The following is a 26,856-nucleotide window of genomic DNA, read 5'->3' as shown; positions in this document are numbered from 1 at the left end:
ATCCCCTTCACGAGATGTGTCCAAACGTCGAGTCGAGCACGCGGAGGAGGTGGCGGAACGTCGCCTCCTCCCCCGGAAGCGTGATCCGGACCAGGTCCGGCAAGTTCGGATAGCGCCGGATGGCGATGCCCCGCTGCCGAAAGCCGCGGTGCAGGGCGGCCGCGCGGTCGGTGGAGGCGAGCACGAAGTTCGCCTGCGACTCGAAGGGCTCCGCCCCCGCCGCGCGCAGTGCCGAGACGAGCCTCTCGCGCTCGTCGCGCACGGCGGCGACGTACGTCGCGGTGACGCGGTCGCCCAACGCGAGCGCCCGCTCCGCCAACCAGATGGAGGGACCCGCAAGCGGGAAGGGCGCCCCGCCGGCGCGGAGGTCCGCGATCGCCGCGGGCGGGCCCAGCACGGAACCCACGCGAAGCCCGGCGAGGCCCCACGCCTTTGAGAGCGTCCGTACGACGAGGACGTTGTCGCGCCGCAGCAGTTCCCGCGTCGGGTCGCGGTCGGCAAACTCGACGTAGGCGAGATCGACGAGCAGCGCCGCGTTCGCGGTCAGGCGGTCGGCGATGGCCAGGATCCGCTCGACCGGGGCCACGGTTCCCGTGGGATTGTGCGGCGAGATCACGGCGACCAGGCCCGTCCGTTCCCCGAGCCGGTCGAGGATCGGCCCGAGAGGAGCGGGGTCGTCAAGCGTGGGTACGGACCGCACCCGCCCGCCCGCGAGCGCCGCGAAAGCCGGGACCATCTCGAACGTGGGAGCCACGGTGATCATCTCCCGTCCGCCGTCGAGCCAGCGGCGGCACACGCGGTCGATCGCGTCATCCGCTCCCGCCGTGACCAGGACGCGGTCGCTTTCCAGGCCCAAGGCTTCGCCCAGGGACGCCTCCAGGCCGCCCGCCTCCGGATACCGCGTCAGCGCACTCGCCGGCACCTGCGAGAGGAGACGGACGAGTTCCGGCGCCGGGAACAGGCGCTCGTTGTGATCGAGCCGGAGCCGTTCGCCCGGTGGCGCGGCCACTGCCAGCCCGCTCATGCGACGATCTGTCCGGGCGTCGTCACGACGAGATCGGTGCCGCCTCGCGCCTTCACGCGCGGGATCAGGCCGGGAAGGGCTTCGCGCAGCACGGCGACCCGGATGGCGTAGCCCTCTTCGCCGTGCAGGCGCGACACCGTCGGCTTGCGCATGCAGGGGAGCACGGCCACGAGGCCGTCCAGCCGCGCCGCGTCCACGTTGACCTCAAGCATGACCCGCTGCCGGGCCTCCACGACCGACTTCAGCACGACGACCAGGTTCTCGATGCGCTCGCGGTGCGGCGGGTTCTCGAGCGCCCGCGGATTCGCGTAGAGGCGGGTCGATGAGGTCATGAGTTCGTCGACGATCTCGAGCCCGTTGGCGTCGAGCGTCGCGCCCGTCGCGGTGTTGTCGACGATGACGTCGGCGTCCTCCGGCGGAAACACCTCCGTCGCGCCGTACGACCGCACGAGCGTCGCGTCGAGTCCCCGATCTTCGATCCAGCGCGAGGAGAGCCGCGCGTACTCGGACGCGACCGTGAGGCGGCCGGCGGCGCGCAATCCCGTCCGGGCGATCTGCGTCGGAGCGGCCGCCACGACGCGCACGGGGTCGAGCCCCGTGTCCAGCAGCTCGACCAGCGATCCGTTGAGTTCCGACACCCAGTCGGCCCCCGCGAATCCCAGATCGCGAGATCCCGCATGCAGCATCTCCACGACGTTCTGCGGCTTGAGCAGCTTGGCGCCGAAACCGGGGACCGAGATGACGGGACGGTAGCGGCGCTCCCCGAGATCGACCCGCACCCCGGCGGCCGTCAGCAGTTCGAGTACGCCGGACTGCATCCGTCCCTTGGGCAGGGCGAGTCTTGTCGTCTTGTGGTTCATGTCCTGGGCTCGGGAGGCCGAGGCCGGAGGGGAGGGCAGCGACAAAAAAAGCCGGCCACCCCGGGCCGGCATCGATCGTTCGCAATCTGTGTTCAGGGTACAGCTAGACGATCACCGGCCTCCGCGCACGCGGTGGAAGTAATAATGGCCAAAAAACGGATGGGTGTTCGTCATGGGCGCGGAGGATCGCATCGCGCCGTTAGCTTGTCAAGCCGCCGACGCGGCGGGCTTCCGCAACGACCCGCCGAGACACTCCACCTCGACCCCGGGGAAACCATGACCGAACCTCCGCCCGCCAGCCCCCGGCCCCCCACGCCGGCGCGGAGCCGCGAGACACTCGCGCGCGTCGCGCCGTGGATCGAACGCACGCCGGTGAGGCGCTGGATTCCCGACCCCGGCATCGCTGCTCTGCCCGCGGGGGTCGAGCTCTTTCTCAAACTGGAACTCTTCCAGCGCACGGGTTCCTACAAGGTCCGGGGCGCGCTCAACAACGTCCTCCGCGCGGACGCGAAGACGCTGCGCCGAGGCGTTACGGCCGTGAGCGCCGGGAACCATGCCATCTCCGTGGCTTACGCCGCTCGGGCCGCCGGCACGAGCGCGAAGGTCGTCATGCTGTCCTCCGCCAACCCGGCCCGCGTCGCGCGCTGCCGGAACTTCGGGGCGGAGATCGAGTTCGCGGACGACGGGGCGAGCGGATTCGCGCTCATGGAGGAGATTGCCCGGGAAGAGGGTCGGCTGGCGCTCCATCCGTTCGAGGGGGAGGCGACGGTGTTCGGCACGTCGACCGTGGGTCTCGAGGTCGCGGGACAGCTTCCAGACCTCGAGGCGCTCGTCATCCCCATCGGGGGCGGAGGCCTGATCTCCGGCACGGCGAGCATCGTGAAACAGCTTGTGCCCGCGTGCAGGGTTTACGGCGTGGAGCCCGTCGGCGCCGACTCCATGCGGCGCAGCCTCGATGCGGGCGAGCCGGTGGCGCTCGACCGCATCGACACGATCGCGGACAGCCTCGGCGCCCCCCACGCGGCGCCGTACAGCTTCGGACTCGTGCAGCGCTACGTGGATGACGTGGTGCTCGTCGTCGACGACGCGATCCGCGCCGCCATGAAAGCATTGTTCCTCGACGCGAAGCTGGTCGCCGAACCCGCCTCCGCCGCTCCGCTGGCCGCCGCCTGCGGTCCCCTCCGGGAGAGGCTGGAAGGGCGGCGCGTCGGCCTCGTCCTCTCCGGCTCGAACATCGACCTGGACACGTTCGGGAAGCACATCCGGGCGGCCGACTGATCCGGGAACCTTTTTTCGACCCGGAGCGTCATAGTCGATGTGAAACGCAAGAGAGGCAGGAAAGGCAGGAGACGGATCTGGCGGAGGCTGGGCATCCTGGCCGGCGTCGTCGCAGCGGGCTGGCTCGCGTATCTCGGCTTCGAGGCGAAGGTCGTGCGCGACTTCGAATCGATCGATGCGGTCTCTCCGACGCGTGTCGTCGCTCGGCCTTTGGTCCTGCGTCCGGGCGACCGCGTGGAGCCGCGGCAGGTCGCAAGCCACCTGACGCGGGTCGGTTACCGCTCCGCTTCGAAGCGCACGCCCGACCGGGGAGAGTTCGCGTGGCGCGGCGGCGAACTGAGGCTGGGTCGCCGGGCGCTGCGCCTGGGCGGCTACATGGATCCCGGCGGGTTGGTGCGCGTCCGGTTCCGCGGCTATGCGGGCACGGGTCGGGTGACATCCATTCGGGACGCGGACGGGCAGGACCTCGCGACCCTCATCCTGGATCCCGAGGTCATCGGGACCGTGCCCGGCGAGCACGGCCGGGACCGCATCCCGGTAAGGCTCGATGAAGTCCCCGGCCACCTGATCGACGCCCTCCTCACCGTGGAGGATCGCCGCTTCCATGAACACGGCGCACTGGATCCCCGCCGCATCGCCGGCGCCATGCTCTCGAACCTGCGCCAGGGGCGGATCGCCGAAGGCGGCAGCACCCTCACCCAGCAGCTCGCGCGCACGCTCTTCCTCTCGACCGACCGCACGCTGCTGCGGAAAGTCCGCGAGGCGGCCATCGCCGTGGCCCTGGAGAGGCGGTTCTCGAAGCGGCGGCTCCTCGAAGCGTATGTGAACCACATCTACCTCGGGCAGGACCGAGGCGTGGCGATTCACGGCTTCGGCCGGGCGGCGCCGTTTTTCTTCGACCGGGACGTTTCCGAGTTGACGCTGGGGCAGTCCGCCATGCTGGTGGGGATCATTCGAGGTCCCAGCATGTACGCTCCGCACCGGCACCCGGAGCGCGCCCGGGCCCGGCGGGACGTGGTCCTGCGGCAGATGCACGCGCTCGGCCACATCGACGCGGACCGGCTGAACGCGGAACTCGAAACGCGCCTGACCCTCGCTGCTCCACGGGAGCGGAAGGCGGATGCCCGCTGGTACCTGGATTTCCTGCGGCGAGAGCTGGGGTCGGGAGCACGGCCGCTGGGTCTGAATGGCGCGGGCCTGACCGTCGTGTCGTCGCTGGAGCCGGAGTTGCAGCGAGCCGCGGAGCTGGCCGTGTCGGAGGGAATCCGCAGGCTTGAGCGGACCCGTACCCGCCTCGCGGAGCAGGCGGGGCCGCTCCAGGCGGCGCTTGTGGCCCTCGACCCGCGGAGCGGCGACATCCTGGCGATGGTCGGCGGACGCGCCTACGGCACGTCGCAGTTCAACCGCGCCGCGCACGCGCTGCGTCAGCCGGGGAGCGCCTTCAAGCCGATCGTGGCGCTGGCCGCGCTGGATCCGCGGGCGGACGCCCCCTTCACCCTGGCTTCAACGCTGCGGGACGAGCCGCTGGCGCTGGAGACGCCGGCGGGGATGTGGCGACCCTCGAACGCGGACCGCGAGTTCCTCGGACCCGTAAGACTGCGCGAGGCGCTCGAGGAGTCGCGCAACGTGCCGTTCGCCCGTCTGGGACTCGCCGTCGGTCCCGAGAGGATCGTGGAGACCGCGCAACGACTGGGTGTCGAGAGTCCTCTGGCGCCGTATCCGAGCCTCGCCCTCGGGGCCTCGGAGGTCACGCTCCTCGAGTTGACGGCGGCCTATGCCGTGCTGGCGGCGGAGGGAAGACGGGCGCCCCCGCGCGCCGCGCGCGCCGTGCTGGGTCGAGAGGGCGAGACCATCCGACCGGCCGAGCTTCGCCGGGAGGCCGTGATCAGCCCGGCGGAGGCGTACCTGGTGACGTCCGCTCTGCGCGGGGTGGTGGAGCGCGGCACCGGGAGCGGTGTGCGCGCGGCCGGGTACCGGGGCCCCCTCGCGGCGAAATCCGGCACCACGAACGGCTCGCGCGACGCGTGGTTCGTCGGCTACACGCCGGAACTGGCCATCGGCGTCTGGGTCGGCTTCGACGACGGGACACGCCTGGGCTTGTCCGGGTCGCGAGCCGCCCAGCCGATCTTCACGGATTTTCTCATCCGCGTCCTCGGAACCGGGGGCGGATCCGACTTCCGGTTTCCCGACGGCGTGGAATGGGTCGAGGTCGAGCCCCGGACCGGCCTGCGCGCCGGGTGGGGATGTCGGGGCCAGCCCGAACTCTTCCTCGCCGGCACGGCGCCCGAGGCTTCCTGCGGATATCCGATCCGGGGGTGGCGACGAGGAAGTCCGCGGCGTACGACGCCGAGGCGGTAAGCCGCCCCAGCAAGGCTTCCGGGCCTCGCGGGCCCCGATCTGCTAGTCGTGTCGGTGGTCGCGGCGCCCCTGGTGGAACACGACGTGAAGCAGCGAGCCCGCGACGAAGGCCTGGTAGAGTTCGATGGCGGCGTGCCCATCCGGGAGGATCTCGGTGCCCGCCGCAAACCCGATCGTCGTTGCCACGAGGATCGCTCCGACCCCCGCCGTGGCCACGCCGACGCCGTGCCGAGGCTCGAGCAACCACCAGATCAGCAGCCCCACGGCGACCCGATGCAGGATGACGGCGAGGGCGAAGGGAGCGTTCGCCGCGGCCGGTATCAGCGCGCCGCCCTCCAGGAGCGCGTGCACGGCCATCGAAAACACGCCCAGAAAGATGGCGAGGTCGTCCGTGTGCCGCGCCAGCGAACGGGAGATCTTCTCAATGACATAGAGGGCGCCTGCTCCCGACAGAACCGCGATGAGGGCCCCGATGTGGAGCTCGGGCCAGGAGTGCAGGAGGATCTGAAGGGCGATCAGCACCGGGAGGATCCACAGGACGGCCTTGTCGATGGCGCGAATCGTGCTCGGGCGACTGTGCAGCCAGACGTAGAGCAGGACTCCGGCAACCGGCGCCAGCAGCGCAGCGATGAACGATGCCATTCGGACTGCGTCCGTGATGTGTCGGGAGCGGCGGGGTTACGGAGTCAGCGGCTCTCGTAGACCGACGTGTTGCCCGCCGCGTCGAACGCGAGCACGTCGTAGGGATCGACGCGATCCCCGAACTCCATGCCCGGAGAGCCGATCGGCATCCCAGGCACCGCAAGCCCGCTCGCGGCGGGTTTCTCGGCGAGGAACCGGGCGATGACCTCGGCCGGGATATGGCCCTCGAACACGTAGTCGCCCACGAGCGCCGTGTGGCATGTCTGCATCCGGAGCGGTACGCCCGCGTCGAGCTTCACGCGGACCAGGGCCGCATCATCCATGTCGAGGACGTCGAGTTCGAACCCGGCTTCCCGCATGTGGTCCACCCAGATGGCGCAGCACCCGCAGGTGGGTGACTTGTAGACCGTGATCGTCGGCGTTTCCGCGATGGTCGCGGCCAACGTCGCATCGACCAGCGCCGTCGACGAAACCGCGGCCGTCGATGATGCCGCAGCCGCCGTGCGCCCGCTCTCCCCCGCCGCTTGCGGCGCGCACGCGGTGACGAGCAGCGCCACCCCGAAGAAGGCCGCTCCGACCCCCGCATTTCCGAACTTTCCGTTCAACATCACCGCTCCCGGTTCGATTCCTGCCGCTCCATCCCCCAAGTTATCCGCAAGAAGGCTGCCACGGTACCATTACGATACGATTCTGCGCGGCATCGCGCGGCGACCGCGCGCGGGGGTGCAGCGGGCGTGCAGCGGGGGTGCAGTTGCCCCGCGGGTGCGAGAGCCCCGCGCGTGGCGGCAACGGCTGGGGAGAGGCGAGGCTTGATGGAGAGACTGTCACAACTGTGGACCGAGGTGGTCGCCTTCACGGCTCCGCGCTGGCTGCCCAGCCTGATCGTCGTCGCGGTGGCCGGTCTCGTCTACCTCGTGGCGCTGATGGTCCTGGGCCGTGCCCAGAAGCACTGGGTAACGCGAACCGCGACGCAGCTCGACGATCTGGCCGTGCGGCTGCTGCGCCAGGCTCTTCTGCTGTCGAGCGGGGCGTGGGCAGTCTGGCGCCTGCTGGACACCTGGGCCCTGCCCATGGCGGCCCAGTGGGTCTATGCGATCTGGATCGGCGTCCTCTTCTTCCCGTTGAGCCGTTTCGTCGGGGATCTCCTGACCGCGCTCGAGACGGAAGTCGTCGCGCGCACGTCGACGCCGCTCGACAAGACGGCGCTCCCGATGATCAACAAGGCGATTCGCTTCGCGGTCATCGCCCTCGGTGTCGTCCTCGCGCTCGCGGAACTGGGCATCAACATCGCACCCCTGCTCGCCGGCGCCGGCGTCATGGGTCTCGCCCTGTCGCTCGCCGCCAAGGACACGCTCTCCAACGTGATCGCGGGCGTGCTGCTGATCGTCGATCGCCCCTTCCAGGTCGGGGACCGGATCGAACTGTGGACGGCGCCCAACGAGACGGGATCCTGGGGCGACGTGATCGAGATCGGACTCCGGGCCACGAAGATCCGGAATCCCGACAATCTCGTCATCGTCGTCCCGAACAGTCAGCTCATGCTGCGCGACATCGTCAACTACACGATGTCCGGCCAGGACATCCGGCTCCGGATCCCCTTCTCCGTCGCATACGAATCGGACATCGAGCGGGCGAAGTCGCTGCTGGTGGACATTGCCCTGGGCGTCGAGGGGGTCAAGGACGATCCCGCGCCGATCGTCATCGCCCGGAGCTTCGGTCCGTCCGAGGTCAACCTCCAACTGCGCGTCTGGGTCGTGGATGCGAGGGCGAGACGGCGCATCGCGGACGACATCAGCGAGGGGGCGCTCCGCGCCTTCGCGGAGGCCGGTGTGGAGATCCCCTACCCGAAGCGGGAACTCTTCATCCGGTCCGCGGATGGACCACAGGCGGACGGCGTCTGAGTTGCGACGCGCCGCGATGATGGGACGCCGGCCGCTCAGCACGGCCTCCGCGATACTGGCGGGGACGGTTCTCCCCGGCGGACTGGCGGGCGCCGGCCAGGATGCGTTCATCACGCCGCAGTCGGAGTTGTTCACCAACGTGACCGTGATCGACGGCCGCGGCGGGCCGCCCCGGCCTTCCTCGGCGGTCCTCGTGTGGGGCGGCCGAATACAGGACATCGGCGCCCAGGGCTCCGTGGCCGCCCCGGAAGGCACCGTCGTCGTGGACCTCTCGGGTTCCTACCTCCTCCCCGGGTTCATCGATGCGCACGCCTCGCCTCGAACCACGGAAGAGCTGCGCGCGCTGCTGGCCGCGGGGATCACCGGAGTGCGCGATGGAGCCATCTCGCTGGCCGCCTTCGAGGAGCGAGGCCGCGGAGGCTTCGGCGACGACCCCGTTCCTGTCGTCTACGTCGGCGGTCCCGTCCTCGATTCCGGGAGCGCGACGCCCGGCGTGGCGCTCGAATCGGAAGCCGCCGCCGTCGCGGAGGTGGCGCGGCAGGCCGCGGATGGGGCCGGCTTCGTCTCCGTCGCCTCCGGCGTGCCCCTGTCCTGGCTGGTGGGGATCGCGCGCGCCGCGCGCCGCGCGGAGGTGCCGCTGTGGGCCGACCGCCGGGATGGCGGCTGGCTGCTGGCCTTGCGTGCCGGCTCCGACGTCGCGGGTCCCCTGGTCTCCGGCGACCCCGAGCTGCTTCCGGAGAACGAGCGCGGACCCTTCGAGGCGCTTGTGGAGGCGGGGCAGGTCCCGGCCCAGGTCGCGTGGCTGGAGCGGCTGGAGCCGCAGGGGCCCGAGGTCGACCGTGCCGTCACGGCGCTCCTTTCGAGCGACTCGGCCCTCCTGCCACTGCTGGCGGGCGCGTCCGCCGCTCTCGACTGTCCGGCCGACGCCGCCACCTGCACGCCGCTCTCGAACGACGAACGGAGCGCGCTCGAGGCGGTCTGGCCCAAGGCCGAGGCGCTGGTCCGGACCTTCCACGGCCACGGGGTCCGCCTGCTCGTGGGGTCCGATGCTCCGCGCACCACTCCGTGGGGAGAGGGGTTCCACAGTGAGATGCAACTGCTCGTGGAGGCCGGCATCCCCGCTCTCGAAGTCCTCGGCATGGCCACGAGGAACGGCGCCATCGAGCTCGGCCAACTGCACGAGCGGGGGACGATCGAGATCGGGAAGCGCGCCGACTTCCTCGTCCTCGAGGCGAACCCCGCCGCCGATATCCGGAACGCGCGCCGGATCTCGTTCGTCGTGATCGACGGAGATGCGTGGACCTTCGACCGGGAGGGGGACTGGAGGCGCGTCCGCTTCAACTGACGGCACGCCCCTCCGGCTTCATCCGTTGCGGTAGCAGTACGCGTCCCGCCGGCGCGTCAGGTCCTCGATGACGGCCACCTTGAAGGTCTCCGCGCACTCCGAGCCGCCCAATTCCCGGCAGTATTCCGCGATATCCACGACCTCGGCGCCCAGCCAGGCGCTCCGGAAGGGCCGCGGAAAGCGTTCCCCGGGGGCCTGGATGTGATGGAGCCCGCCGCTGTAGGCGATGAACAGCCGACCGTCCGGCATCGCCCGGAGGATGTCCGCGATCCCGCCGCGGACGGTCATGGGATTCCCCTCAACATCCAGCCCCGTGCGGCGCATCATCCGCCCTTCCGGCAGGATGATGAGTACGGCCTCCGGATCCCGGACCTGCCGGAGCACTTCCTCCCACGTGTCATCCTTCTCGCGCGTCACTGGCACCACGTGCTTGGCGAAGAGCAGGAAGAGCCGGCCCAGTATCGGTCGAGCCGCGGTCTTGTCGGCGAGCGGTATGACACCGTGCGTCGCGAGTTGCCATAGCATGCGATTCGGCACCGCGGCGAGGAACACCGGTTCGAAGAGGCTCGTGTGGTTGAGCAGGGCGAGCACGCGCAGTCCGGACCAGGGATCGTCGGCTTCGCGGATCCACTCCAGCCGCACCCGGCAGAGCGCCTTCGCCGCGACCTTGATCGAAAAGAGAAGCAGAAAGACGATGTAGCTGCGCATCTTGCGCAGTGTGGTTCGGGAATCGCCGGGCGGTCAAGAGTTCCGGCGCTTCGGCCCGCTGCGGCCAAAGGTGGCATTGGCCCGGGCCGTGCCCCATCTTCGGGCGCCCGGCGGTATCTGCCCGGCGGTACGCATTCGGCGCTGCACGGCGCCCGTATTCAGGAGTTTCTTTCCATGAAAGCTCGACCGCTGTTCCTCGCGACCCTCTTCGCGGGTCTCTTCTCCACCCCCGTCCTCGCGCAGCGCGATTTCTCGGCCGTCCAGATCGAAGCGACGCACGTCGCCGGCAGCGTCTGGATGCTGGTGGGAAGCGGCGGCAACATCGGCGTGTCCTCGGGCCCGGACGGCGTCGTGATGGTCGACGACCAGTTCGCGCCGCTGGCGGACAAAATCCGCGACGCACTTCGGGAAGTGGGGCAATCGGAGGAAGCCGCGCAGCCACAGTTCATCATCAACACGCATTTCCATGGCGACCACACGGGCGGCAACGCCGAGTTCGGTGACGCCTCCACGATCGTCGCGCACACGAACGTGCGCGCGAGGCTCCAGGCGGGCGGATCGCCCGACGTGGCCCTGCCCGTCGTCACCTTCGACGACGCCCTCTCCATCCACTTCAACGGCGAGGAGATCCGGGCGTTCCACATCCCGCACGGACACACGGACGGGGATGCGCTCATCCACTTCACGGGCTCGAACGTCCTCCACATGGGCGACGACTACTTCTCCGGCCTCTTCCCCTTCGTCGACATCGGCAGTGGCGGGAGCGTGGAGGGACTCGAGCAAGCGGTGGCGCAGGTGCTCGACAATGTGCCGGCCGACATCCACATCATTCCGGGACACGGTCCGCTCTCCACCGTGGACGACCTGCGGACGTACCACCGCATGATCACCGAGACGATCGCGATGGTCCGCGGCAAGATCGAGGCGGGGATGAGCAGCGAAGAGATCCAGAGCGAGGGCGTCGCCGACGAGTGGGCGGACTGGAGTTGGCAGTTCATCTCGACGGAACGCTGGCTCGACACCGTGTACCGGAGCCTCTCCGGCGCGGCGGGTGCCGAGAACGTCGAACACGGCCACGGCCACCACTAAGCGAGCGACGACGCGATGAGCGACGACGGTAGCGGCTCCGCCAACGACCGCGGCTGGGTCGCGGACGGTTACAACGCGGGATACGCCGAGGGGCTGGTCGAACGGACCCTGCGCGACCGGGGCGTGATCCCGCCCCCGCTGGCGGGCTGGGATCCATCGGCCGGGGCGGTCGTGGAAGCGCCGCCGAGGGTGGTGGTTCCTCCTCCTCCCCCGCCCCCAGCCACGCCGGCCGAGGCGGAGGTCGTGGCGACGGAGGACCTGCGGCTCGCCGCCATCGCGGGGGCGCTCGTCGAGGACTACCGCGCCTACGGACATCTCGGGGCGCGCATCGATCCGCTCGGATCGGAGCCTCCGAGGCATCCGCTGCTCGAACCGGCGTATCACGGCATCCGCCGCGAAGAACTCGCGCGCGTACCGGCTTCCGCCGTCTGGCTCAAGCACCTGGGCGACAACGCGGCCGAAGTCGTGGACCGCCTGGAGGAGATCTACTGCGGCCCGATCGGCTACGAACTCGACCAGATGGAGAACCCGGCTCAGCGCGACTGGCTCGTGGACTACATCGAATCGCACCGCCACCGGCTCCTCATGAGCCGCGAGCGGGCGAAGGCGTGCCTCGAGTGGCTGACCCGCGTGGAGGGTCTCGAGACCTTCCTGCACCGCACCTACCTCGGGAAGAAGCGGTTCTCCGTCGAGGGGCTCGACATGCTCGTGCCCATGATGCGGGGGATCATCGGGAGCGCGGGGCGGCGCGGGGCGCGGCAGGTGTTCGTGGGGATGGCGCATCGCGGGCGCCTGAACGTGCTGGCCCACGTCATGGGGCTGTCCTACGAGTCGATCGTGGCCGAATTCGAGGAACAGGCCGCGCGCGGCATCATGACCGCGCTCCCGGAGCACGGATCCGGCGACGTCAAGTACCACGTCGGAGGCCGGTCGCAGGTCGCGGAGGACGACGTCCAACTGGACGTGCGGCTCGCCCCCAACCCGAGCCACCTCGAGCACGTGAACCCCGTCGTCCTCGGAATGGCCCGGGCCGCGCGCTTCAGCGGCGAGGCCTCCGACTCATCGGCCATACTCCCCATCCTCATCCACGGCGACGCCTCCTTCGCGGGGCAGGGCGTCGTGGCGGAAACGCTGAACCTGTGCCGGCTGCGGGCCTACGAGACGGGCGGCACGCTTCACATCATCACGAACAACCAGCTGGGCTTCACCACCCTGCCCGGCGACAGCCGCTCGACCCGGTACGCGAGCGACCTCGCGCTCGGCTTCCGGCTTCCCGTCGTGCACGTGAACGCGGACGACCCCGAGGCGTGCATGGCCGCGGCTCGGCTCGCCGTCGACTACCGGTTCGAGTTCGGGGAGGACCTGGTCATCGACCTCGTGGGCTACCGGCGCTACGGGCACAACGAGGGGGACGAACCCTCCTACACCCAGCCCATGATGTACGAGCGGATCGCCTCGCACCCGCGGGTGCGCGCGCAGTTTGCGGAAGTCGTCATCGAGCGCGGGCTGCTCTCCCGCGAAGAGACCGATGAGATGGTCGCGGACGTGGATGCGGAACTCGAGGCGGCCAGGGGGGCGATCGCCGCGCACAAGGAGGCGGACGCACAGACGGGAGCGGCCCCGGACCCGAAGCGTCTGCTGGACCCGGCGGAGCCGGCGCGGCCGACCGGCATTCCAGAGGCGCGGCTGCGGGACCTCAACGAGGCGATCCACCGCTGGCCCGACGACTTCAAGCCCTTCCACAAGCTCGGCCGACAGCTGGAACGCCGTCGCGCCGCGCTGGACGAAGGCATCGACTGGGGGCATGCCGAGTCGCTCGCGCTGGCGGGCCTGCTCACGGAGGGCGTCCCCGTGCGCCTCACCGGCGAGGACACCGAGCGCGGCACCTTCAGCCACCGCCACCTCGTGCTGCACGACGCGGAGGATGGACGCCCCCACACGCCCATGGCCCACCTCGAAGACGGGCAGGCGGCGTTCCGCATCGCGAACAGCCCCCTGTCCGAGATCGCCACCCTCGGCTTCGAGTACGGTTTCTCCACGATCGCCGCCAACGCGCTCGTCATGTGGGAGGCCCAGTTCGGCGATTTCGCCAACGTCGGGCAGGCGATCATCGACCAGTTCATCGTCTCGGGCCGCACGAAGTGGGGCCTGGAGTCGCGGCTCGTCCTGCTCCTTCCCCACGGCTACGAGGGCCAGGGCCCGGAGCACTCGAGCGCCCGGCTGGAGCGTTTCCTGCAACTCGCCGCCGAAGGCAACATCCGCGTCGTGAACTGCACCACGCCCGCGCAGTACTTCCACGCCCTGCGCTGGCAGGCGCTGCGCGCAACGTGTCGCCCCCTGATCGTGATGACGCCGAAGAGCCTGCTGCGCCATCCCCGTGCCCGCTCCACGATCGCCGACCTCACCGGGGCCGCCTTCCGCCCCGTGCTCCCGGACCCGGATTTCCGGGCCGACCCTTCGAACGTGAGCCGGGTCCTCGTGTGCAGCGGAAAGGTCTACTTCGACCTGCTGGCGGAGGCTCCCCCCGCCCACAACATCCCGATCCTGCGCGTCGAACAGCCCTATCCCTTCCCGGCGGAGGAGCTGGCCGCGGCCCTGGCCCCCTATCCCCGCGAGGCGGAGATCTGCTGGGTACAGGAGGAGCCGGAGAACATGGGCGCCTGGACGTTCATGCGCCCGCACCTGCGCGAACTCATCGGCCGCGAGCCCGTCTACATCGGCCGCCCCGAACGCGCGAGCCCCGCGGAGGGCTACTTCGGCAAGCACGTCCGGCACCAGCGCCGCCTCCTCCGCGCCGCCCTGCGCCTGGACTGAAGACGGGTTCTGCGCCCGGACCCCCGTAGCCGGAGAGCGACATGAGGCTCGTCACCTCCGGCCGGGTGTCACATTTTCACCCGCCGCATGTGTCACATTTTCGGCCGCCATTGACAACGCGTGAACCGCTGATCCCCGACCGAGTCCTCAGGCGCTTCTTGGCACCGTCCGCAATCCCTGCGGCCGCCTTGATGTGACTCTTCCTTCCCTCACGACTCGGCGGGTGCGAGTAACGGGATGACTCGCCGCCCGTGCTGCCGGTAGATGTGGAAGTCGGAATCGAGCGTCATGACGGAAGCGTGCTCCGTCGACTCGACGATCCTCACGAGGCACGCGTCGGCGAACGACATTGGAACGTCCGCGTACCGTCGCATCAGTCGGCCTACGGCCGTCGCGTCGGCGGTGGCATCAAACAGCGGTGCGATGCGCAGCATGCCCTGCTCCACGAGTTGCACGGGCAAGCTTGGGTCGGCGCCCAGGCGCCGGAGGATGAACGACGTCTCCGAAAGCACGGCTTCGCAGGTAAGCAGCGGCGCCCTCAGAGTGTCGAACTGACGCCGAGCCCAATCGTGCCGTGCCTCGCTGCGGTCGAACAGAGCGACGATGGGGCCAGTGTCAACGACGACGGTCGGCGGCAACGTAGTCGGCGTCGACGAGCATGGCCTCTTCGAGCAGGAGCGGATCCGTCGCCGCATCGGAACGACCGCTATCGAAGCACCCGGCGAGATCCCCGGCAAGTTCGAGGCAACTCGGCGACTCGGAGTCGGAGGCGCGACCGAGTGCTTCGTCGAGGATCTCGCGCACCAGAGCGGAGCGGCTGACGTTGCGTCGCCGCGCCTCTCTGGTCAGCGCTGCATCCATCGCAACCGGTAGCTTCAGGGAGAATGGGTTCATGACGAGACGGTAATACGATCTGCAACAGATCGCAATACCAAGAGGAGAAAGCTCAACCTTTCGGGCGTACACCCGTCAACTGCAGGAGGAGGCGGTCAGCGGATGCGGGTCTGGATCGTCCGCTTCATGTCCGAGAGTTCGGAGACCACCTTCTGGTGGAGGACGCCGAGGGCCTGGCTGTTGCCGTCTTCCTCGGAATCGGAAAGCTCCTCGAGGCGCGTCTTCGCGCCGTCGTACTTGCGCTCCAGCCGGTCGATCATGGCCATGATCTGAACCTTTCGGCCGGCGCGGGCCTCGCGGAGCTTCACCCTCAGCTCCTCGGCCCCCTCGCGGTACTTCTCGACCGTCGCGGTCGTTCGCTGCAGCAACTGCTCGTAGTTGTCGGAAAGCTCCATCCAAACCGCCTCGGTCAAGAACTTCGCGGCACGAAGCCACGCCACATCGGCAGGGCCCGAGCCGTCACGTCATACGGCCAGCATTTGAAAATAGAGGCCGGAGGCCGCCCGGGGCACCCCTTGCGTCGGCGAGGAGAAATCGGCGGACGCCTACGGGCCGCGGCCGGGACTCCCCAGCGCGATCGTCTCGCGCATCGGAACCTTCGGGAAGGTCGTCGAATAGGCGCCGTACGCGAGGGCGAACAGGCCGACGAACCCGATGGAGATCATCGCTTCCGGCACGCCGAGCGGCAGTCCCTCTCCGTGCCAGATCGACGGTGCCACCATGTTCCAGCGCTCGACCCAGAAACCGATCAGAATCAGCAGCCCGACGAACGCGAGCCAGCGCGAACTCATCTTCGGGCTCCGCCCCAGGAGGAAGGGGAAGGGGAGGGCGAAGATGAGCACCATCTGGAGCCAGAACATGCGCCCGAAGCCGCCCGTCGAGCGCGGCATGAAGAAGTTCGTCTCGCGCGGGATGTTGCCGTACCAGATCACGAGATACTGGGCGAACCAGAGGTAGGTCCAGAACGCCACGAAGGCGAACGTCAGCTTCCCGAGATCGTGGAAGTCGTACTTGCCCCACAGCCGGATCCCGTCGGACCGCCCGTTGAAGCGGTGGGCCATCACGGCGACGAGGGCGAGCATGCCGAGCCAGCCGCCGATGAAGTAGTACGGCCCCCACACCATGCTCATGAAGCCCGGCGTGAGCGACATTCCGAAATCGAACGACAGGAGCGAGAAGATGACGGCCCAGCTCAGGATCAGTACGGCGGACAGCCGTCCGATGCGGCTCCGGCAGCGCTCGACCTCCACGTCGTCCCCGCGCCAGCCCCGGGCGAAGAGGGACACGACCGCCTTGCGCCAGCCCCGGCTCTCCGCGGCGACCAGCGGCGCGTCGGCCCGGATCGAGTAGAAGAGCCACACGAAGCCGAGCAGATAGAGCACCGCGAGCAGGATCCCGTTCCGCATGAAGACGCCCTCGAGCGTCAGCCAGTCGCGGTTCAGGTGCGATGTTTCCACCGGCCCGATCCAGGGGAAGACGTGTTCGGCGCCCAGCCGGAGCGCGAAGAAGAGGGCGAAGGAGATGGGGAGGAAGGCGCCCGCGGCCTCGGCCAGCCGGCGGAAACTCTTGCCCCAGTGCCCCTTCGCGACCTGGAGGACGGCCCCGAAGACGACGCCCGCCATCGAGATCGCGGTCCAGAAGAGGAAGTTGGACCACACGCTCATCCAGGCGCGCTGCGCGTCGCCGCCGACCGTCGTTGCAAAGCCGACGGCCCCGATCGCGACCGCCGCCAGCCACACCGCCAGCCACACCGTCGGGATGCGGCCGCTGATCGTCTTCAGCGCCTCGCCCGTGGTGAGCGCCGGACGGTCGCCGCCGCCGCTCACAGGCCTCCTCCCGTCGGGGGAACTTCGCCCGCCTCGGACTCCGCCGCCGCTTCGGCCGCCGCCGCCTCAGCCGCCGCCGCTTCCTCGGCCATCGCCTCGGCCTGCAGTTGCCGCACGTACGCGACCAGGTACCAGCGGTCCATGGCCGGGATGCGCCGGTAGGGCGGCATCAGCCCGCGTCCGTTCCCGATCATCCCCCAGATGTAGCCGTCCGTGTATCCGCGCGTGAGTTCGCCCCGGATGTTGAGGAGCGGGATGTCCGGGATCCGGTTCTGCCCCACCACGGAGCCGTCCCCCGCGCCCGTCACGCCGTGACAGACGGTGCAGAACTGGCTGTACAGTTCCGCCCCGCGGGCGAGGTCGGCCTCGGTGCCGGAGATCGGGCTGACCAGCATCGTGTCGGCCGCCATCAGGTCGTACGTGCGCTCGCCGTCGATCGGCATCGTGCCGGGCACCGGCAGCCGCGCCCGCTCCTCGTAGGCCTCCAGCGAGGGCTGCCAGGACATCGTGTTGAAGAACGGGGTCCGCTGATCCAGGTGCTTGATCTGGTCGTCGCAACCGCCCAGCGCGAAGGCGGCGAGGACCACGGTCGCGGCGGCCCGGGCGGTCATCCCTGCACCTCCACGTCCACCGCGGCCGTCTCCCGCACCAGCGCCTCGGCGGCGGCGTGCCCCTCGCCGTTGACCGGGACGAAGATGCCCCAGCGGTCGACCGAGAAGGAGGTCCGATACGCCGGGTCGAGGTTGATCACCGGCCGCTTCGTGTGCACGAGCAGGGCGACCAGCCCGAAGATCCCCGTGAGCAGCACGGTGAGTTCGAACATGAACACGACGAACGGGGGCAGCGATACGAGCGGCTTGCCCTGCGTGACGAGCGGATACGCCAGCGACGTGCCCGCCGTGAGCAGCACCCCGAGCGTACACCCGGTGATCGCGCCCGTCAGCGCCCACACGCGCACCGGCGAGGAGTGGATGTCCATCGCCTCCTCGATCTCCGGCGACGGAATCGGCGAGAAGACCTCGATGTCCCGGTGTCCCGCCTCCCGCAGCCGCGCGATGGCGTCGAGCGTGCCGTGCAGCGAGTCGTACTGCCCGAGGACGCCGCTACTCATGGCCATCCCCGTCGTCTCCGTGTTCAGCGTGCGCGTGCTCGTGCGCGAGGTGTTCCTTCACCTCGGCGATCGAGATCACCGGCAGGCTGCGCGAGAAGAGCAGGAACCAGAAGAAGAACCAGCAGAAGCTGCCGACGAGAATCGACATCTCCACCCAACTCGGCGTGTACAGGCCCCAGCCGCCCGGCTCGTACTCGTGCGCGAGCGACGTGACGATGATCACGAACCGCTCGTACCACATCCCGATGTTGACGAAGATCGTGAGCGCGAACAGCGCCGGCAGGCTGGTGCGGACCTTCTTGAACCACAGCGCCTGCGGCACGACCACGTTGCAGAACACCATCACCCAGAACGGGAGCGCGTAGGCCCCCAGCGCCCGCCAGCGGAAGCTCTCGATCTCGATCGGGTCCGCCGAGTAGTAGGCGAGGAAGAACTCCGTCCCGTACGAGAAGCCCACGATGAGCGACGTGAGGAGAACCAGCTTCGCCATGTTCTCGAAGTGGTTCTCGGTGATGTACGCCTCGAGCCCGAACGCCCACCGCAGCGGGATCATGATCGTGATCACGAGGGCGACCCCGCTGAAGATCGCCCCGGCCACGAAGTACGGGGCGAAGATCGTCGAGTGCCACCCCGGCACGATCGAGAGGGCGAAGTCCCACGAAACCACGGAGTGCACCGACAGCACCAGCGGCGTCGCGATCCCCGCCATGTAGAGGTAGATGCGGCGGTAGTGCCGCCACTCGCTCACCGTCCCCTGCCACCCGAGCGAGAACGCGCCGTAGATCTTGTACATCCAGCCCTTGGCCCGGTCGCGCAGGATCGCGAAATCGGGGATGAGGCCGGTGTACCAGAAGAGCGCGGAGATCGTGAGGTACGTCGACACCGCGAACACGTCCATCACGAGCGGCGACCGGAAGTCCGGCCAGATCTGCCGCTGCGACGGGTACGGCATCAGGTAGTAGAAGTACCAGACGCGACCCAGGTGGATGAGGGGGAAGAGCCCCGCCGTCATCACCGCGAAGATCGTCATCGCCTCCGCGGTCCGGTTGATCGTCGTGCGCCAGCCGGAGCGGAAGAGGTAGAGGATCGCCGAGATCAGCGTTCCCGAGTGGGCGATCCCGACCCAGAAGACGAAGGTCGTGATGTACACGCCCCAGAAGACGGGGTGGGTGATGCCCGCGACGCCGATGCCGGCCCCGATCTGGTAGAACCAGGCCCCGAACATGAGGGCGAGACCCGCGGCCGCGACCCCGAGCACGAGGTAGAAGCGCTTCTCGGGCATCGAGATGGGCCGCGTGATGTCGCGGTTCGCCTCGGCCAGCGTCGGGGTGGCGGGCACCTTCGCCTCCGCGGTCGCCATCAGTGCGCCTCTTCGTCTTCGCCGTGCCCGCCCGCGGGCATGTGCCGGTGCGTGACGTCCTCGAGGTAGGTGATCGCGGGACGCACCCCGAGTTCACCGAGCGCGTGGTAGCCGCGGGCGCTCTTCGCCTTGCGGGAGACCTCGCTCCCCGGATCCTTGAGGTTGCCGAAGGTGATCGCGTTCGACGGGCAGCTGGCCTGGCAGGCCGTCATCACCTCGCCGTCCCGCACCGTCCGCCCCTCCTCCTTCGCGTCGATCTTCGCCTTGTTGATCCGGTGCACGCACATCGTGCACTTCTCCATCACCCCCACCTCGCGAACCGTGATGTCCGGGTTGAGCTGGAGGTTCAGCGGCCACGCGAAGGCGCCCCCGTCGCCGCGGCCGCGCGCGTCGTGGTTGAACCAGTTGAAGCGCCGGACCTTGTAGGGGCAGTTGTTCGCGCAGTACCGCGTGCCGACGCAGCGGTTGTAGACCTGGACGTTGAGCCCCTCCGGGCTGTGGTACGTCGCGTAGACCGGGCACACCGGCTCGCACGGCGCGTCGCCGCAGTGCTGGCACAGCATCGGCTGTTGCACCGTCTGGAATCCGCCGTCCTCCGCCTCCTCCTCGAAGCGGTGGATCCGCATCCACGACATCTCGCGCCGCAGGGCGGCCTGCTCCTCGCCCACGGTGGGGATGTTGTTCTCCGAGTAGCAGGAGGTGACGCAGGCGCCGCAGCCGGTGCAGGCGTTGAGGTCGATGGTCATGCCCCAGCGGTACGGGCTGTTCGGGTCGGAGTCCCACGCGGCCTCGACCAGCTCGACGAGGTCGATCTCGTGCGCCTCGACCTCGTGCAGCGCGTCCTCGACGTTCATGGCGTGGACGATTTCCCGGTCCTGGTCGTCGGTGGAGCCCTGCGTGACGACGAGTCGGGCCGTCTCCCCGGTCGCCTCGACCGTGACCGCCGTGCCGGCGTACGCCAGCGCGCCGGAGCCGGGGTCCGCGTTCGCCGCCAGGAGGTCCAGCGGGTTCACGCCGCGGTTGCGCGCGTAGCGGCCGTACTCCGTGTGTCCCTGTCCGAGCGGGATCGCGACCGTATCCGGGCGGATGCCGCGGTAGACGTAGACCGGCGCCTCGATGGCGCCCTGGGCCGACTCGACGCGGACGACGTCTCCGCGCTCCACGCCGAGTTCGTCCGCCATGTCCGGGTGCATCTCCACCCACGAGTTCCACACGACCTTCGTGATCGCGTCGGGCTGTTCCTGCATCCAGGAGCGGTTCGCGCCCCGGCCATCGTAGAACTGGGCCGTCGGGTACACGACGAGTTGCGTGCCGTCGGGCGCCTGCGGGGCCGCAAAGCCGTCAACGCCGCCCGCGGGCGCTGGATCCGCACCGGAGTCCGCGCCGGACCCTTCGCCTTCGTCGCCCGCCCACGCCGCCGCCGAGGCGCCGCCGCGCCGCAGCGCGTCGAGCCACGCGTCGTCGCCGCCGAGCCGCTCGGTCCAGGTGCTCCGCAGCACGGTCGCGTAGTCCGCCCCGCCGAACGCGGCGCCCTGTCCCGCCGCGTTCGCGACGTCCAGCAGCAGGTCCTCGCGCTGCCGCGTGTCGAACACCGGGTGCATGAGGGGCTGCCCGAGCGCCATCGCGCCGTCCGCGAGGTCCGCATCGCACCACGACTCGAGCGCGTGGTGGCAGGGGAGCACCCAGCCGCAGGCCGACGCCGTCTCGTCGAGGTGCGGCGTGATCGCGACGGTGTTCGCCACGTTAGCGAGCGCCTCGCCGAACCCCGCGGCGGCGGGCAGCGCGTAGGCCGGATTGCACCCGGACACGATGAGCGTGCGTACCTGGCCCGCCCGCATGCGCCCCATCAGCGCCTGCATGTCCACGAAGCTCGCCGTCGTACCTTCGGGTGCGCCGCCCCCCGGGAAGACCCGGGTACCCACGGCTCCCAGCACCTCGTTGAGTGCGGCGACCGCCTGGTGCGCCTGCCGCGCGGCGGCGCCCTGCGACTCGATCCCAGGCGGAATCGCGACCGCGTTCTCCGCGGCGGCCAATTCCTCGCCGAGCGCACGGATCGCGTCTGCGGAAATCCCCGCGGCGTCCGCGACGGCCTCCGGCGACACAGCGGACACTCCGGCCGGAAGCGTGACGCCCCGCGCCGCCGCAACGACGCCGGCCACGGCCAGCGCCACGGCGCCCTCGGTCCCCGCCCGCGCTTCGATCCACTCGTCCGCGTTGGCGCCCGTCAGGGACAGGCGCGGGCCGACGAACGTGAACTTCGCGTGGTGGTGGGCGTCGATGTCCCGCGCCGCCGCGAAACCCGCAGACATCTGCGTCGGGGCGAGCCATGTGCCGAGGAAATCCGCGCCGAAACAGGCGACCCGGTCCGCCGAGGAGAGGTCGAAGCGCGGCATGCCCGCGCCGCCGCTCACGTCCGCGGTCCCGCCCGCCAGCGCCTGGTTCGAGAACGGCTCCCAAGCGATGTGTTCGACCCCCATCACGCGGGCCCACTCCGCGATGAAGCGGCCCGTCGTGCCCGTCACCCGGCCGGTGAGGAGCACCGCGCCGCCGACGCGCACCGCGTTGGTCAGCGCCGCCGTCGCGTCGTCCCAGTTCGCGAACTGGAAGGGAGGCGCCCCCTCCTCCGTGGACGGATTGCGCTGGATCGGCTGGCTCACGCGATCCGGATCGTAGAGGTCCTGCAGCGTCGAGTGCGTGAGCGACGAAAGGCCGTTCGTGCCTCCGCCGAACCGATCGTTGGGGCTCAGGCCGAGGACCCGGCCGTCGCGCACCTGCGCATGGACGGCGACCGGTTCCGGCCCCGCATCCGGCAGCACCGTCGCGTAGGTGTCGGAAACGCCCGGCGTGATCCCCTCTTCCTCGACGAGACTGGGGATGAGCTTGTCCCCGAAGTCCGGCGGACCGCACGCCGCCAGCGTCGCCGCCCCGGCCCCGGAAGTCCCCAGCACCTTCAGGAAGCGACGCCGGGAGGTCCCCGTGCCGTTCGCGCCATTCGCCGCGGCGCCGTTCAGGGCGTCGCCTTCAGGCGCGGCGCCACCCGAGCAGCTCCCCGCGCAGCCGCAGCCGCCGTTGCCCCCGTTCAGTAGTGACATGCCGCGCAATCCGTGGGGGCCCGGGTCCGGCCGTAGTCCGTGTCGATGTCCCGCGGGTAGAACCCTTCCGGCTGACGAGGCCCCGGGGCCTGTGGCGGCGGGTTGTCCCGCGCCAGCGTGTGGTCGGTCGCGACATCGCCGTCGAAGGGAGACTGCCGGTGGCACTCGAGGCACCAGCCCATCGTGAGCGGCGCCCACTGGTAGACCCGGTCCATCTCCTCGACCGGGCCGTGGCAGTCCTGGCACTCGAGGTTCCGCACGTGGGCCTTGTGGCTGAACTGCACGAACTCGGGCAGCTTGTACACCCACTCCCACTCGATCGGCTCGCCCCGCGCTTCGTACTGACGCAGCTCCTCGACCGGCGGCAGCCCCGTGCCCGCGATGCGGTGGCATCCCATGCACACCTCGAGCGACGGAACGACCCCCGACACCGACCGCTCCGTCCCCACATGGCAGTACATGCAGTCGATCTGGAGGTCGGTGACGTGGAACCGGTGGTTGAACGGGATCGGCTGCTCGGGTCCGCGGCTCGCGTTCTCGTGATCGTAGATCGCGCGCCACTGCGCGGGCATCGTCGCGAGATCCTGCTCCTCGGCGAACTGGAGCGCCGCGGCGGCCGTCTCGCCCTCGCCCACGGCCTGCGGATCCGCGCTCTCCTGGACGTGCAGGAAGGAGGACGGATCGAGGCTCGCGACCGCGAGCTCGAGTTCGCCGGTTGAGGGCCGGTACAGCGCCAGGGCGGTGGCGCCGAGGGCCGCGGCGAGGACGCCCGCGGCCGCGCGAGAGCTTATCTTCATCCGCCTCTCTGAGGGGGAATCGACGATGTGAGTCGCCCGGCAGCCTCCGCCGGCGGAAGCCCGGGTCGCGAACAAGGTAAACCCCGCTCCGGTGGATGCAACCGTCGCCGCGAACCGCCCATCCGGCGCCCGCCGAGGTTGACCGATTCGGCCCGCTCCTTTAGCATATGTCCGTCCGAGCGGGCTCCCACCCGGGGCCCGCTCGTCGTGTCTTTCGGAGGGGCCTTAGCTCAGATGGCTAGAGCGCTACGTTGACATCGTAGAGGTCACTGGTTCGAGTCCAGTAGGCCCCATCGAAACGCCGTTGCAGGGGGCTGTAGCTCAGTCTGGTTAGAGTGCCGGTCTGTCACACCGGAGGTCGCGGGTTCAAATCCCGTCAGCCCCGTTCAGAGAGAGTTCGAGAGAGTGTCCGAGCGAGGGGCCGTAGCTCAGTTTGGGAGAGCGCTTGAATCGCACTCAAGAGGTCGCGGGTTCAAATCCCGCCGGCTCCACTCCCCGTCGCCGTCCACCCCCGCAGCCCCGGCAAGCCTTCTCGCCAGGGCCGCCCCGGGTAGCGGCCGACGGCTCGCCACCGTAGCTCAGGGGTAGAGCACCGCATTCGTAATGCGGCGGTCGTCGGTTCAAATCCGACCGGTGGCTCTTGCGGCAGCACCCCTCCGCCGCCGGCCGGCAAGCTGGAGGCCCTGGAGGGAGCTTGGAGGGAGAGGAAGCAGCACACGCGGGTGTAGCTCAGTTGGTAGAGCGCAACCTTGCCAAGGTTGAGGTCGCCGGTTCGAATCCGGTCACCCGCTTCTTCGCCGCCGGCTCGCGCGCGAGCCCGGCCCCCGCGCCCACCGCGCGGTCCGCAGTACCCCTCGGGGCGTGGCTCAGTCCGGTAGAGCGCTGCGTTCGGGACGCAGAGGTCCCCGGTTCAAATCCGGGCGCCCCGACTAAATTCCCTGGGCAACCAAGATCGGCGTACTGTTCCGTACGCCCGGTCTGCCAAGTCGCCCCCCGAGATTACGCGGGCCGCCGAAGGCGGTCGTAGCGAAATCCGGGCGCCCCGACTAAATTCCCTGGGCAACCAAGATCGGCGTACTGTTCCGTACGCCCGGTCTGCCAAGTCGCCCCCCGAGATTACGCGGGCCGCCGAAGGCGGTCGTAGCGAAATCCGGGCGCCCCGGCCCGGTCAACATGCGGCAGTCGCATGCTCACGCGTCGGCCGCGCCAGCGGCCACGGATCCACATGCCGCGTCCGTCCATTTCAGCGGGCTTCCTAACGTCACCGCACGCCCGGAGGGATGTTCATGGACGCGAGATCCTGAGCCACCCAACCACAAGCTTCGAGTTGCCCGTCGATCTTCACACCGGCTCGATGTTCAGGTACGGTCACCCGCGTAGACCAACTCTCATGTACTCGTTGGAGTTCGACTTGATCACGTCCAACCCGGGACGCACCGCCGAGCGGATCACGAACCTCGAGGCATACGTTCGCCGCAATCTGCTCGCTGCCGAGCGCTTCATCTGCAGACACCACCGGGACTGCCGTGGCAGCGCATCCCCGTATTTCTACGAGGGCCAGATGAGCCACGTCGGCAAGCATTATGACCTCTTGGTAGACGGTCAGGAACTGCGGATCGTCGTGGTTGGACAGGAGTACGGACAGAAATGCACTCGGGTCAACCTCGTTGCCCGCACGGCCATGATCGATGGATCGGCCAGCGAGGGCTTTCAGGGTCGGAATCCCCACATGCGTGGTACCACCTCGATCCTGCGACTGCTGCTCGGCGGAGAACCCGGTACCGACGTTGAGGAAGAACGGCTCTTTGGGGACGGCGCGGCGAGCGCCCACATCTTCGATGGTTTCGCCCTCGTCAACGCTCTTCTCTGCTCAGCCGTAGACAAGCCGCCGGAGGGCTGTAGGGCGGGGCGGGGCGCTTCGAGTCCCCTGATGCGGCGGAACTGCGCTCGACACTTCCTCCGGACCCTGGAAATCCTTGAACCGACCATCATCGTTGCTGAGGGTCAGGGGGTTCGAAGCTGGATCGGTGGTCCGCTCGGACTTGGGCCGGAGCCGCCCGCCTGCTACAAGGGAGCCGCGATTCCCGAAATCGCTCGAATTGACGGAAAGCAAGTAGACATCTTGACCTTCATTCATCCATCGGCACCCGGCAAACCCGCCTGGTGGGGAAACTCCGTCAACTCACGGTACTTGAAAGACTTCGTCGAGCCTACGATCGCCAGATGGCGAAACCGTTGGATGAGGTCCCATTGATAGCATTCCAGCATTGCTCCAAGACCCCTAAGAGGACATCAGAATGAGTGCGTACCGCGATTACGTAAGCGACTTTCCTCAGAGATGTTCCGTACTTCTCAGGCGACTTCGTTTCCCGGCGCGTGGTATGCGTCTGGAGGTGACGCACCTTCTCTCGATCACGACGGTCGGCTTGATCGTTCCGCACGAGCGACTCAAGCGACTCAACGAGGAGAGCCAGGCCCCGCATCCGTCGGGGGATCGCCACCGCTACAAGGAGGCGGCTTCGGAGTACAACAGACTCCTCGAGGAAGCCTTCCTGTCGTCTCCACTCTGGCCCGACGGGAAAGCGACGTGGCGGAAGGGCAAGGTCAAAGATGTTGGAGCGCAAGCACCGAACTTCGATCAGGCGTTCGCAGGCGCCGAGCCCATGCTACCCAACGTCAGGGCAGGAACTGTGGTCAACATCATGCGCAACGCCTTGGCACACGGAAACATCGTGACCGGGGGCCGGGACATCAACGACATCATGTTCCTGTCCAGGGATACCCCCCCTTCGTACCGCTTCGTCGCCGTTGAGCCGGAAGACCTCCACGAATTCATGATGAACTACTTCGAGTTTCTCGGCCGCCTGGATCTGGGCAGCGGAAAGCTGGTCGGTGGAGCCCCCGAAGCTGCCTAGGATCGGCTTCTATCCCGCCTGCGGAGGTCGCGATGTGCAGCCGTCCGCAGCGATTCTCGCGCCTCTTGTCGACCGGATCCTGTACTGCGATATCAACGAACACCTGGTCCCCTACTGGAACCGGCTGAAGCGCACCCTTCCGCTGGCCCCCGAGGTCGAGTTCAAGTGCTGCGACGCGCGCGCTGCGCTTGTGGGCGTGCCGCGGATCAGCGTCGCGTTTCACCGAGGGGACAGCCAAGGCGAAGGTGGGAGCGCGCTCAGTATCTTCAGGGGTCGCTTGGCGGGGATGATCCTAAACCGGTTCCCCCCAGAGGGCGGGCTCTACATAACGGACGGCTCGAACCTCTGGCCGAAGCAGTTCAAGCGGCTCCAGCGCGCCGGCGGAGTGCCGATTCATCTGGCGGACGGGATCGCGGCGATCGGTGAACTCGGCTACGAGCAGCTAACCCGCGCCAGCGGAGTGACGACTCATCGCTGGCGGCTCCGCCCTGCTCCGGACCAGACCCTTCTCGAGTCGCACGGACTCTGGATCATCACCGCAACCAGGGAAGGCTAGCTTAGGGTTCTGGGGGGGGCCGGCTGACCCCTACTCCGGGCCGGGCTCCCCGTCGTCGTCGGGGCGGGGCGGTTGCCGCGTCTTCACCCACGAAGCGATCAACGCAATGACCCCGTTCCCGAAAGCGGCCATCACGCTCACGGTTCAGACCGGCTTGGCATTCCCATCGGTTGAAGCCGAAGGGCATTCGCACGCGGAGACGCGTCGCACTATCCGTCGTTCGACGAGAATGCCTACGCGACATGAGCTTTCGGATTCACATGTCGTTGTGATCGTTCAGCTTACG

23 protein-coding genes and 6 tRNA genes are annotated in these 26,856 nt (G+C 69.0%); 15 read left to right on the top strand and 14 right to left on the bottom strand.

What is annotated here, in order from left to right; translation table 11 throughout:
* Positions 1 to 7: 7 nt before the first annotated feature.
* Together RN743_RS06580 and hisG are read right to left on the bottom strand one after the other, a co-directional pair.
* Entirely contained in the window at positions 8 to 1,024 is a 1,017-nt protein-coding gene (locus RN743_RS06580) for a histidinol-phosphate transaminase (RefSeq protein ID WP_310777840.1), read from the bottom strand.
* Positions 1,021 to 1,884, bottom strand: coding sequence for an ATP phosphoribosyltransferase (gene hisG, locus RN743_RS06575; RefSeq protein ID WP_310777838.1), 864 nt, complete (start codon positions 1,882 to 1,884; stop codon positions 1,021 to 1,023). The genes RN743_RS06580 and hisG overlap by 4 nt, the downstream gene beginning before the upstream one ends.
* A gap of 276 nt (positions 1,885 to 2,160) precedes the next feature.
* On the opposite strand from hisG, the gene RN743_RS06570 reads away from it, so the two are divergent.
* Entirely contained in the window at positions 2,161 to 3,162 is a 1,002-nt protein-coding gene (locus RN743_RS06570; RefSeq protein WP_310777835.1) for a pyridoxal-phosphate dependent enzyme, read from the top strand.
* 39 nt (positions 3,163 to 3,201) lie between these two features.
* Entirely contained in the window at positions 3,202 to 5,520 is a 2,319-nt protein-coding gene (locus tag RN743_RS06565; protein ID WP_310777832.1) for a PBP1A family penicillin-binding protein, read from the top strand.
* A 42-nt stretch (positions 5,521 to 5,562) separates the two neighbouring features.
* Here the strand turns inward: RN743_RS06565 and RN743_RS06560 are convergent, their stop codons facing one another.
* Together RN743_RS06560 and RN743_RS06555 are read right to left on the bottom strand one after the other, a co-directional pair.
* Positions 5,563 to 6,162, bottom strand: a complete 600-nt coding sequence (locus RN743_RS06560) for a hypothetical protein (protein WP_310777830.1) — start codon at positions 6,160 to 6,162, stop codon at positions 5,563 to 5,565.
* Between the two features lie 44 nt (positions 6,163 to 6,206).
* Positions 6,207 to 6,770: a DUF411 domain-containing protein gene (locus RN743_RS06555; protein WP_310777827.1), complete on the bottom strand. Its 564-nt coding sequence runs from the start codon at positions 6,768 to 6,770 to the stop codon at positions 6,207 to 6,209.
* A 204-nt stretch (positions 6,771 to 6,974) separates the two neighbouring features.
* On the opposite strand from RN743_RS06555, the gene RN743_RS06550 reads away from it, so the two are divergent.
* Both RN743_RS06550 and RN743_RS06545 read left to right on the top strand, forming a co-directional pair.
* Positions 6,975 to 8,063, top strand: a complete 1,089-nt coding sequence (locus RN743_RS06550; RefSeq protein ID WP_310777825.1) for a mechanosensitive ion channel family protein — start codon at positions 6,975 to 6,977, stop codon at positions 8,061 to 8,063.
* Between the two features lies 1 nt (position 8,064).
* Positions 8,065 to 9,408 (top strand): amidohydrolase family protein, encoded by a 1,344-nt coding sequence (locus tag RN743_RS06545; RefSeq protein ID WP_310777821.1) that lies wholly within the window; start codon positions 8,065 to 8,067, stop codon positions 9,406 to 9,408.
* Between the two features lie 18 nt (positions 9,409 to 9,426).
* On the opposite strand, the gene RN743_RS06540 is transcribed toward RN743_RS06545, so the two are convergent.
* The gene (locus tag RN743_RS06540; RefSeq protein ID WP_310777818.1) at positions 9,427 to 10,116 is read right to left on the bottom strand and encodes a hypothetical protein; all 690 of its coding nucleotides are present in this window, start codon (positions 10,114 to 10,116) and stop codon (positions 9,427 to 9,429) included.
* A gap of 174 nt (positions 10,117 to 10,290) precedes the next feature.
* On the opposite strand from RN743_RS06540, the gene RN743_RS06535 reads away from it, so the two are divergent.
* Positions 10,291 to 11,205: an MBL fold metallo-hydrolase gene (locus tag RN743_RS06535; RefSeq protein ID WP_310777815.1), complete on the top strand. Its 915-nt coding sequence runs from the start codon at positions 10,291 to 10,293 to the stop codon at positions 11,203 to 11,205.
* Positions 11,206 to 11,220: 15 nt separating this feature from the next.
* Positions 11,221 to 14,019, top strand: a complete 2,799-nt coding sequence (locus RN743_RS06530; protein ID WP_310777812.1) for a 2-oxoglutarate dehydrogenase E1 component — start codon at positions 11,221 to 11,223, stop codon at positions 14,017 to 14,019.
* Between the two features lie 209 nt (positions 14,020 to 14,228).
* Here the strand turns inward: RN743_RS06530 and RN743_RS06525 are convergent, their stop codons facing one another.
* The 9 genes from RN743_RS06525 to RN743_RS06485 form a co-directional block, all read right to left on the bottom strand.
* A complete protein-coding gene (locus RN743_RS06525; RefSeq protein ID WP_310777809.1) occupies positions 14,229 to 14,714 on the bottom strand; it encodes a PIN domain-containing protein in 486 nt (161 codons plus the stop codon).
* Entirely contained in the window at positions 14,635 to 14,913 is a 279-nt protein-coding gene (locus tag RN743_RS06520) for a CopG family transcriptional regulator (RefSeq protein ID WP_310777893.1), read from the bottom strand. Before RN743_RS06520 ends, RN743_RS06525 begins: the two co-directional genes overlap by 80 nt.
* Before the next feature lie 95 nt (positions 14,914 to 15,008).
* A complete protein-coding gene (locus RN743_RS06515) occupies positions 15,009 to 15,308 on the bottom strand; it encodes a hypothetical protein (protein WP_310777806.1) in 300 nt (99 codons plus the stop codon).
* A gap of 150 nt (positions 15,309 to 15,458) precedes the next feature.
* Positions 15,459 to 16,739, bottom strand: coding sequence for a hypothetical protein (locus RN743_RS06510; RefSeq protein WP_310777803.1), 1,281 nt, complete (start codon positions 16,737 to 16,739; stop codon positions 15,459 to 15,461).
* Entirely contained in the window at positions 16,736 to 17,350 is a 615-nt protein-coding gene (locus RN743_RS06505; protein WP_310777800.1) for a cytochrome c, read from the bottom strand. The genes RN743_RS06510 and RN743_RS06505 overlap by 4 nt, the downstream gene beginning before the upstream one ends.
* Complete coding sequence (locus RN743_RS06500) at positions 17,347 to 17,850, bottom strand: DUF3341 domain-containing protein (protein WP_310777797.1); 504 nt, start codon at positions 17,848 to 17,850, stop codon at positions 17,347 to 17,349. Before RN743_RS06500 ends, RN743_RS06505 begins: the two co-directional genes overlap by 4 nt.
* Positions 17,843 to 19,210: an NrfD/PsrC family molybdoenzyme membrane anchor subunit gene (gene nrfD, locus RN743_RS06495; RefSeq protein ID WP_310777795.1), complete on the bottom strand. Its 1,368-nt coding sequence runs from the start codon at positions 19,208 to 19,210 to the stop codon at positions 17,843 to 17,845. Before nrfD ends, RN743_RS06500 begins: the two co-directional genes overlap by 8 nt.
* Entirely contained in the window at positions 19,210 to 22,302 is a 3,093-nt protein-coding gene (locus RN743_RS06490) for a molybdopterin dinucleotide binding domain-containing protein (RefSeq protein ID WP_310777793.1), read from the bottom strand. The genes nrfD and RN743_RS06490 overlap by 1 nt, the downstream gene beginning before the upstream one ends.
* Positions 22,290 to 23,099 (bottom strand): cytochrome c3 family protein, encoded by an 810-nt coding sequence (locus RN743_RS06485; RefSeq protein WP_310777790.1) that lies wholly within the window; start codon positions 23,097 to 23,099, stop codon positions 22,290 to 22,292. The genes RN743_RS06490 and RN743_RS06485 overlap by 13 nt, the downstream gene beginning before the upstream one ends.
* A 219-nt stretch (positions 23,100 to 23,318) precedes the next feature.
* Here RN743_RS06485 and RN743_RS06480 point away from each other — a divergent pair.
* The 9 genes from RN743_RS06480 (at position 23,319) to RN743_RS06440 (ending at position 26,570) form a co-directional block, all read left to right on the top strand.
* Positions 23,319 to 23,392, top strand: a tRNA-Val gene (locus RN743_RS06480).
* A gap of 17 nt (positions 23,393 to 23,409) precedes the next feature.
* Positions 23,410 to 23,484, top strand: a tRNA-Asp gene (locus RN743_RS06475).
* A gap of 32 nt (positions 23,485 to 23,516) precedes the next feature.
* Positions 23,517 to 23,590, top strand: a tRNA-Ala gene (locus tag RN743_RS06470).
* A 76-nt stretch (positions 23,591 to 23,666) separates the two neighbouring features.
* Positions 23,667 to 23,738: transfer RNA gene (locus RN743_RS06465), tRNA-Thr, on the top strand.
* Positions 23,739 to 23,817: 79 nt separating this feature from the next.
* Positions 23,818 to 23,890 (top strand) — tRNA-Gly (locus RN743_RS06460).
* A gap of 64 nt (positions 23,891 to 23,954) precedes the next feature.
* Positions 23,955 to 24,028: transfer RNA gene (locus tag RN743_RS06455), tRNA-Pro, on the top strand.
* Between the two features lie 482 nt (positions 24,029 to 24,510).
* Positions 24,511 to 25,353, top strand: a complete 843-nt coding sequence (locus RN743_RS06450; protein WP_310777787.1) for a hypothetical protein — start codon at positions 24,511 to 24,513, stop codon at positions 25,351 to 25,353.
* Between the two features lie 127 nt (positions 25,354 to 25,480).
* Positions 25,481 to 26,014 carry a hypothetical protein gene (locus RN743_RS06445; RefSeq protein WP_310777784.1) on the top strand — a complete coding sequence of 178 codons (534 nt, stop codon included), beginning with the start codon at positions 25,481 to 25,483 and terminating at the stop codon, positions 26,012 to 26,014.
* A gap of 34 nt (positions 26,015 to 26,048) precedes the next feature.
* Positions 26,049 to 26,570, top strand: coding sequence for a hypothetical protein (locus tag RN743_RS06440; protein WP_310777782.1), 522 nt, complete (start codon positions 26,049 to 26,051; stop codon positions 26,568 to 26,570).
* Positions 26,571 to 26,856 lie beyond the last annotated feature (286 nt).

This window comes from Candidatus Palauibacter scopulicola (assembly GCF_947581915.1).
GTDB classification, from domain to species: domain Bacteria; phylum Gemmatimonadota; class Gemmatimonadetes; order Palauibacterales; family Palauibacteraceae; genus Palauibacter; species Palauibacter scopulicola.
Note: the sequence above shows the minus strand (reverse complement) of the source record. Positions and strands in the feature narration are given on the sequence as shown.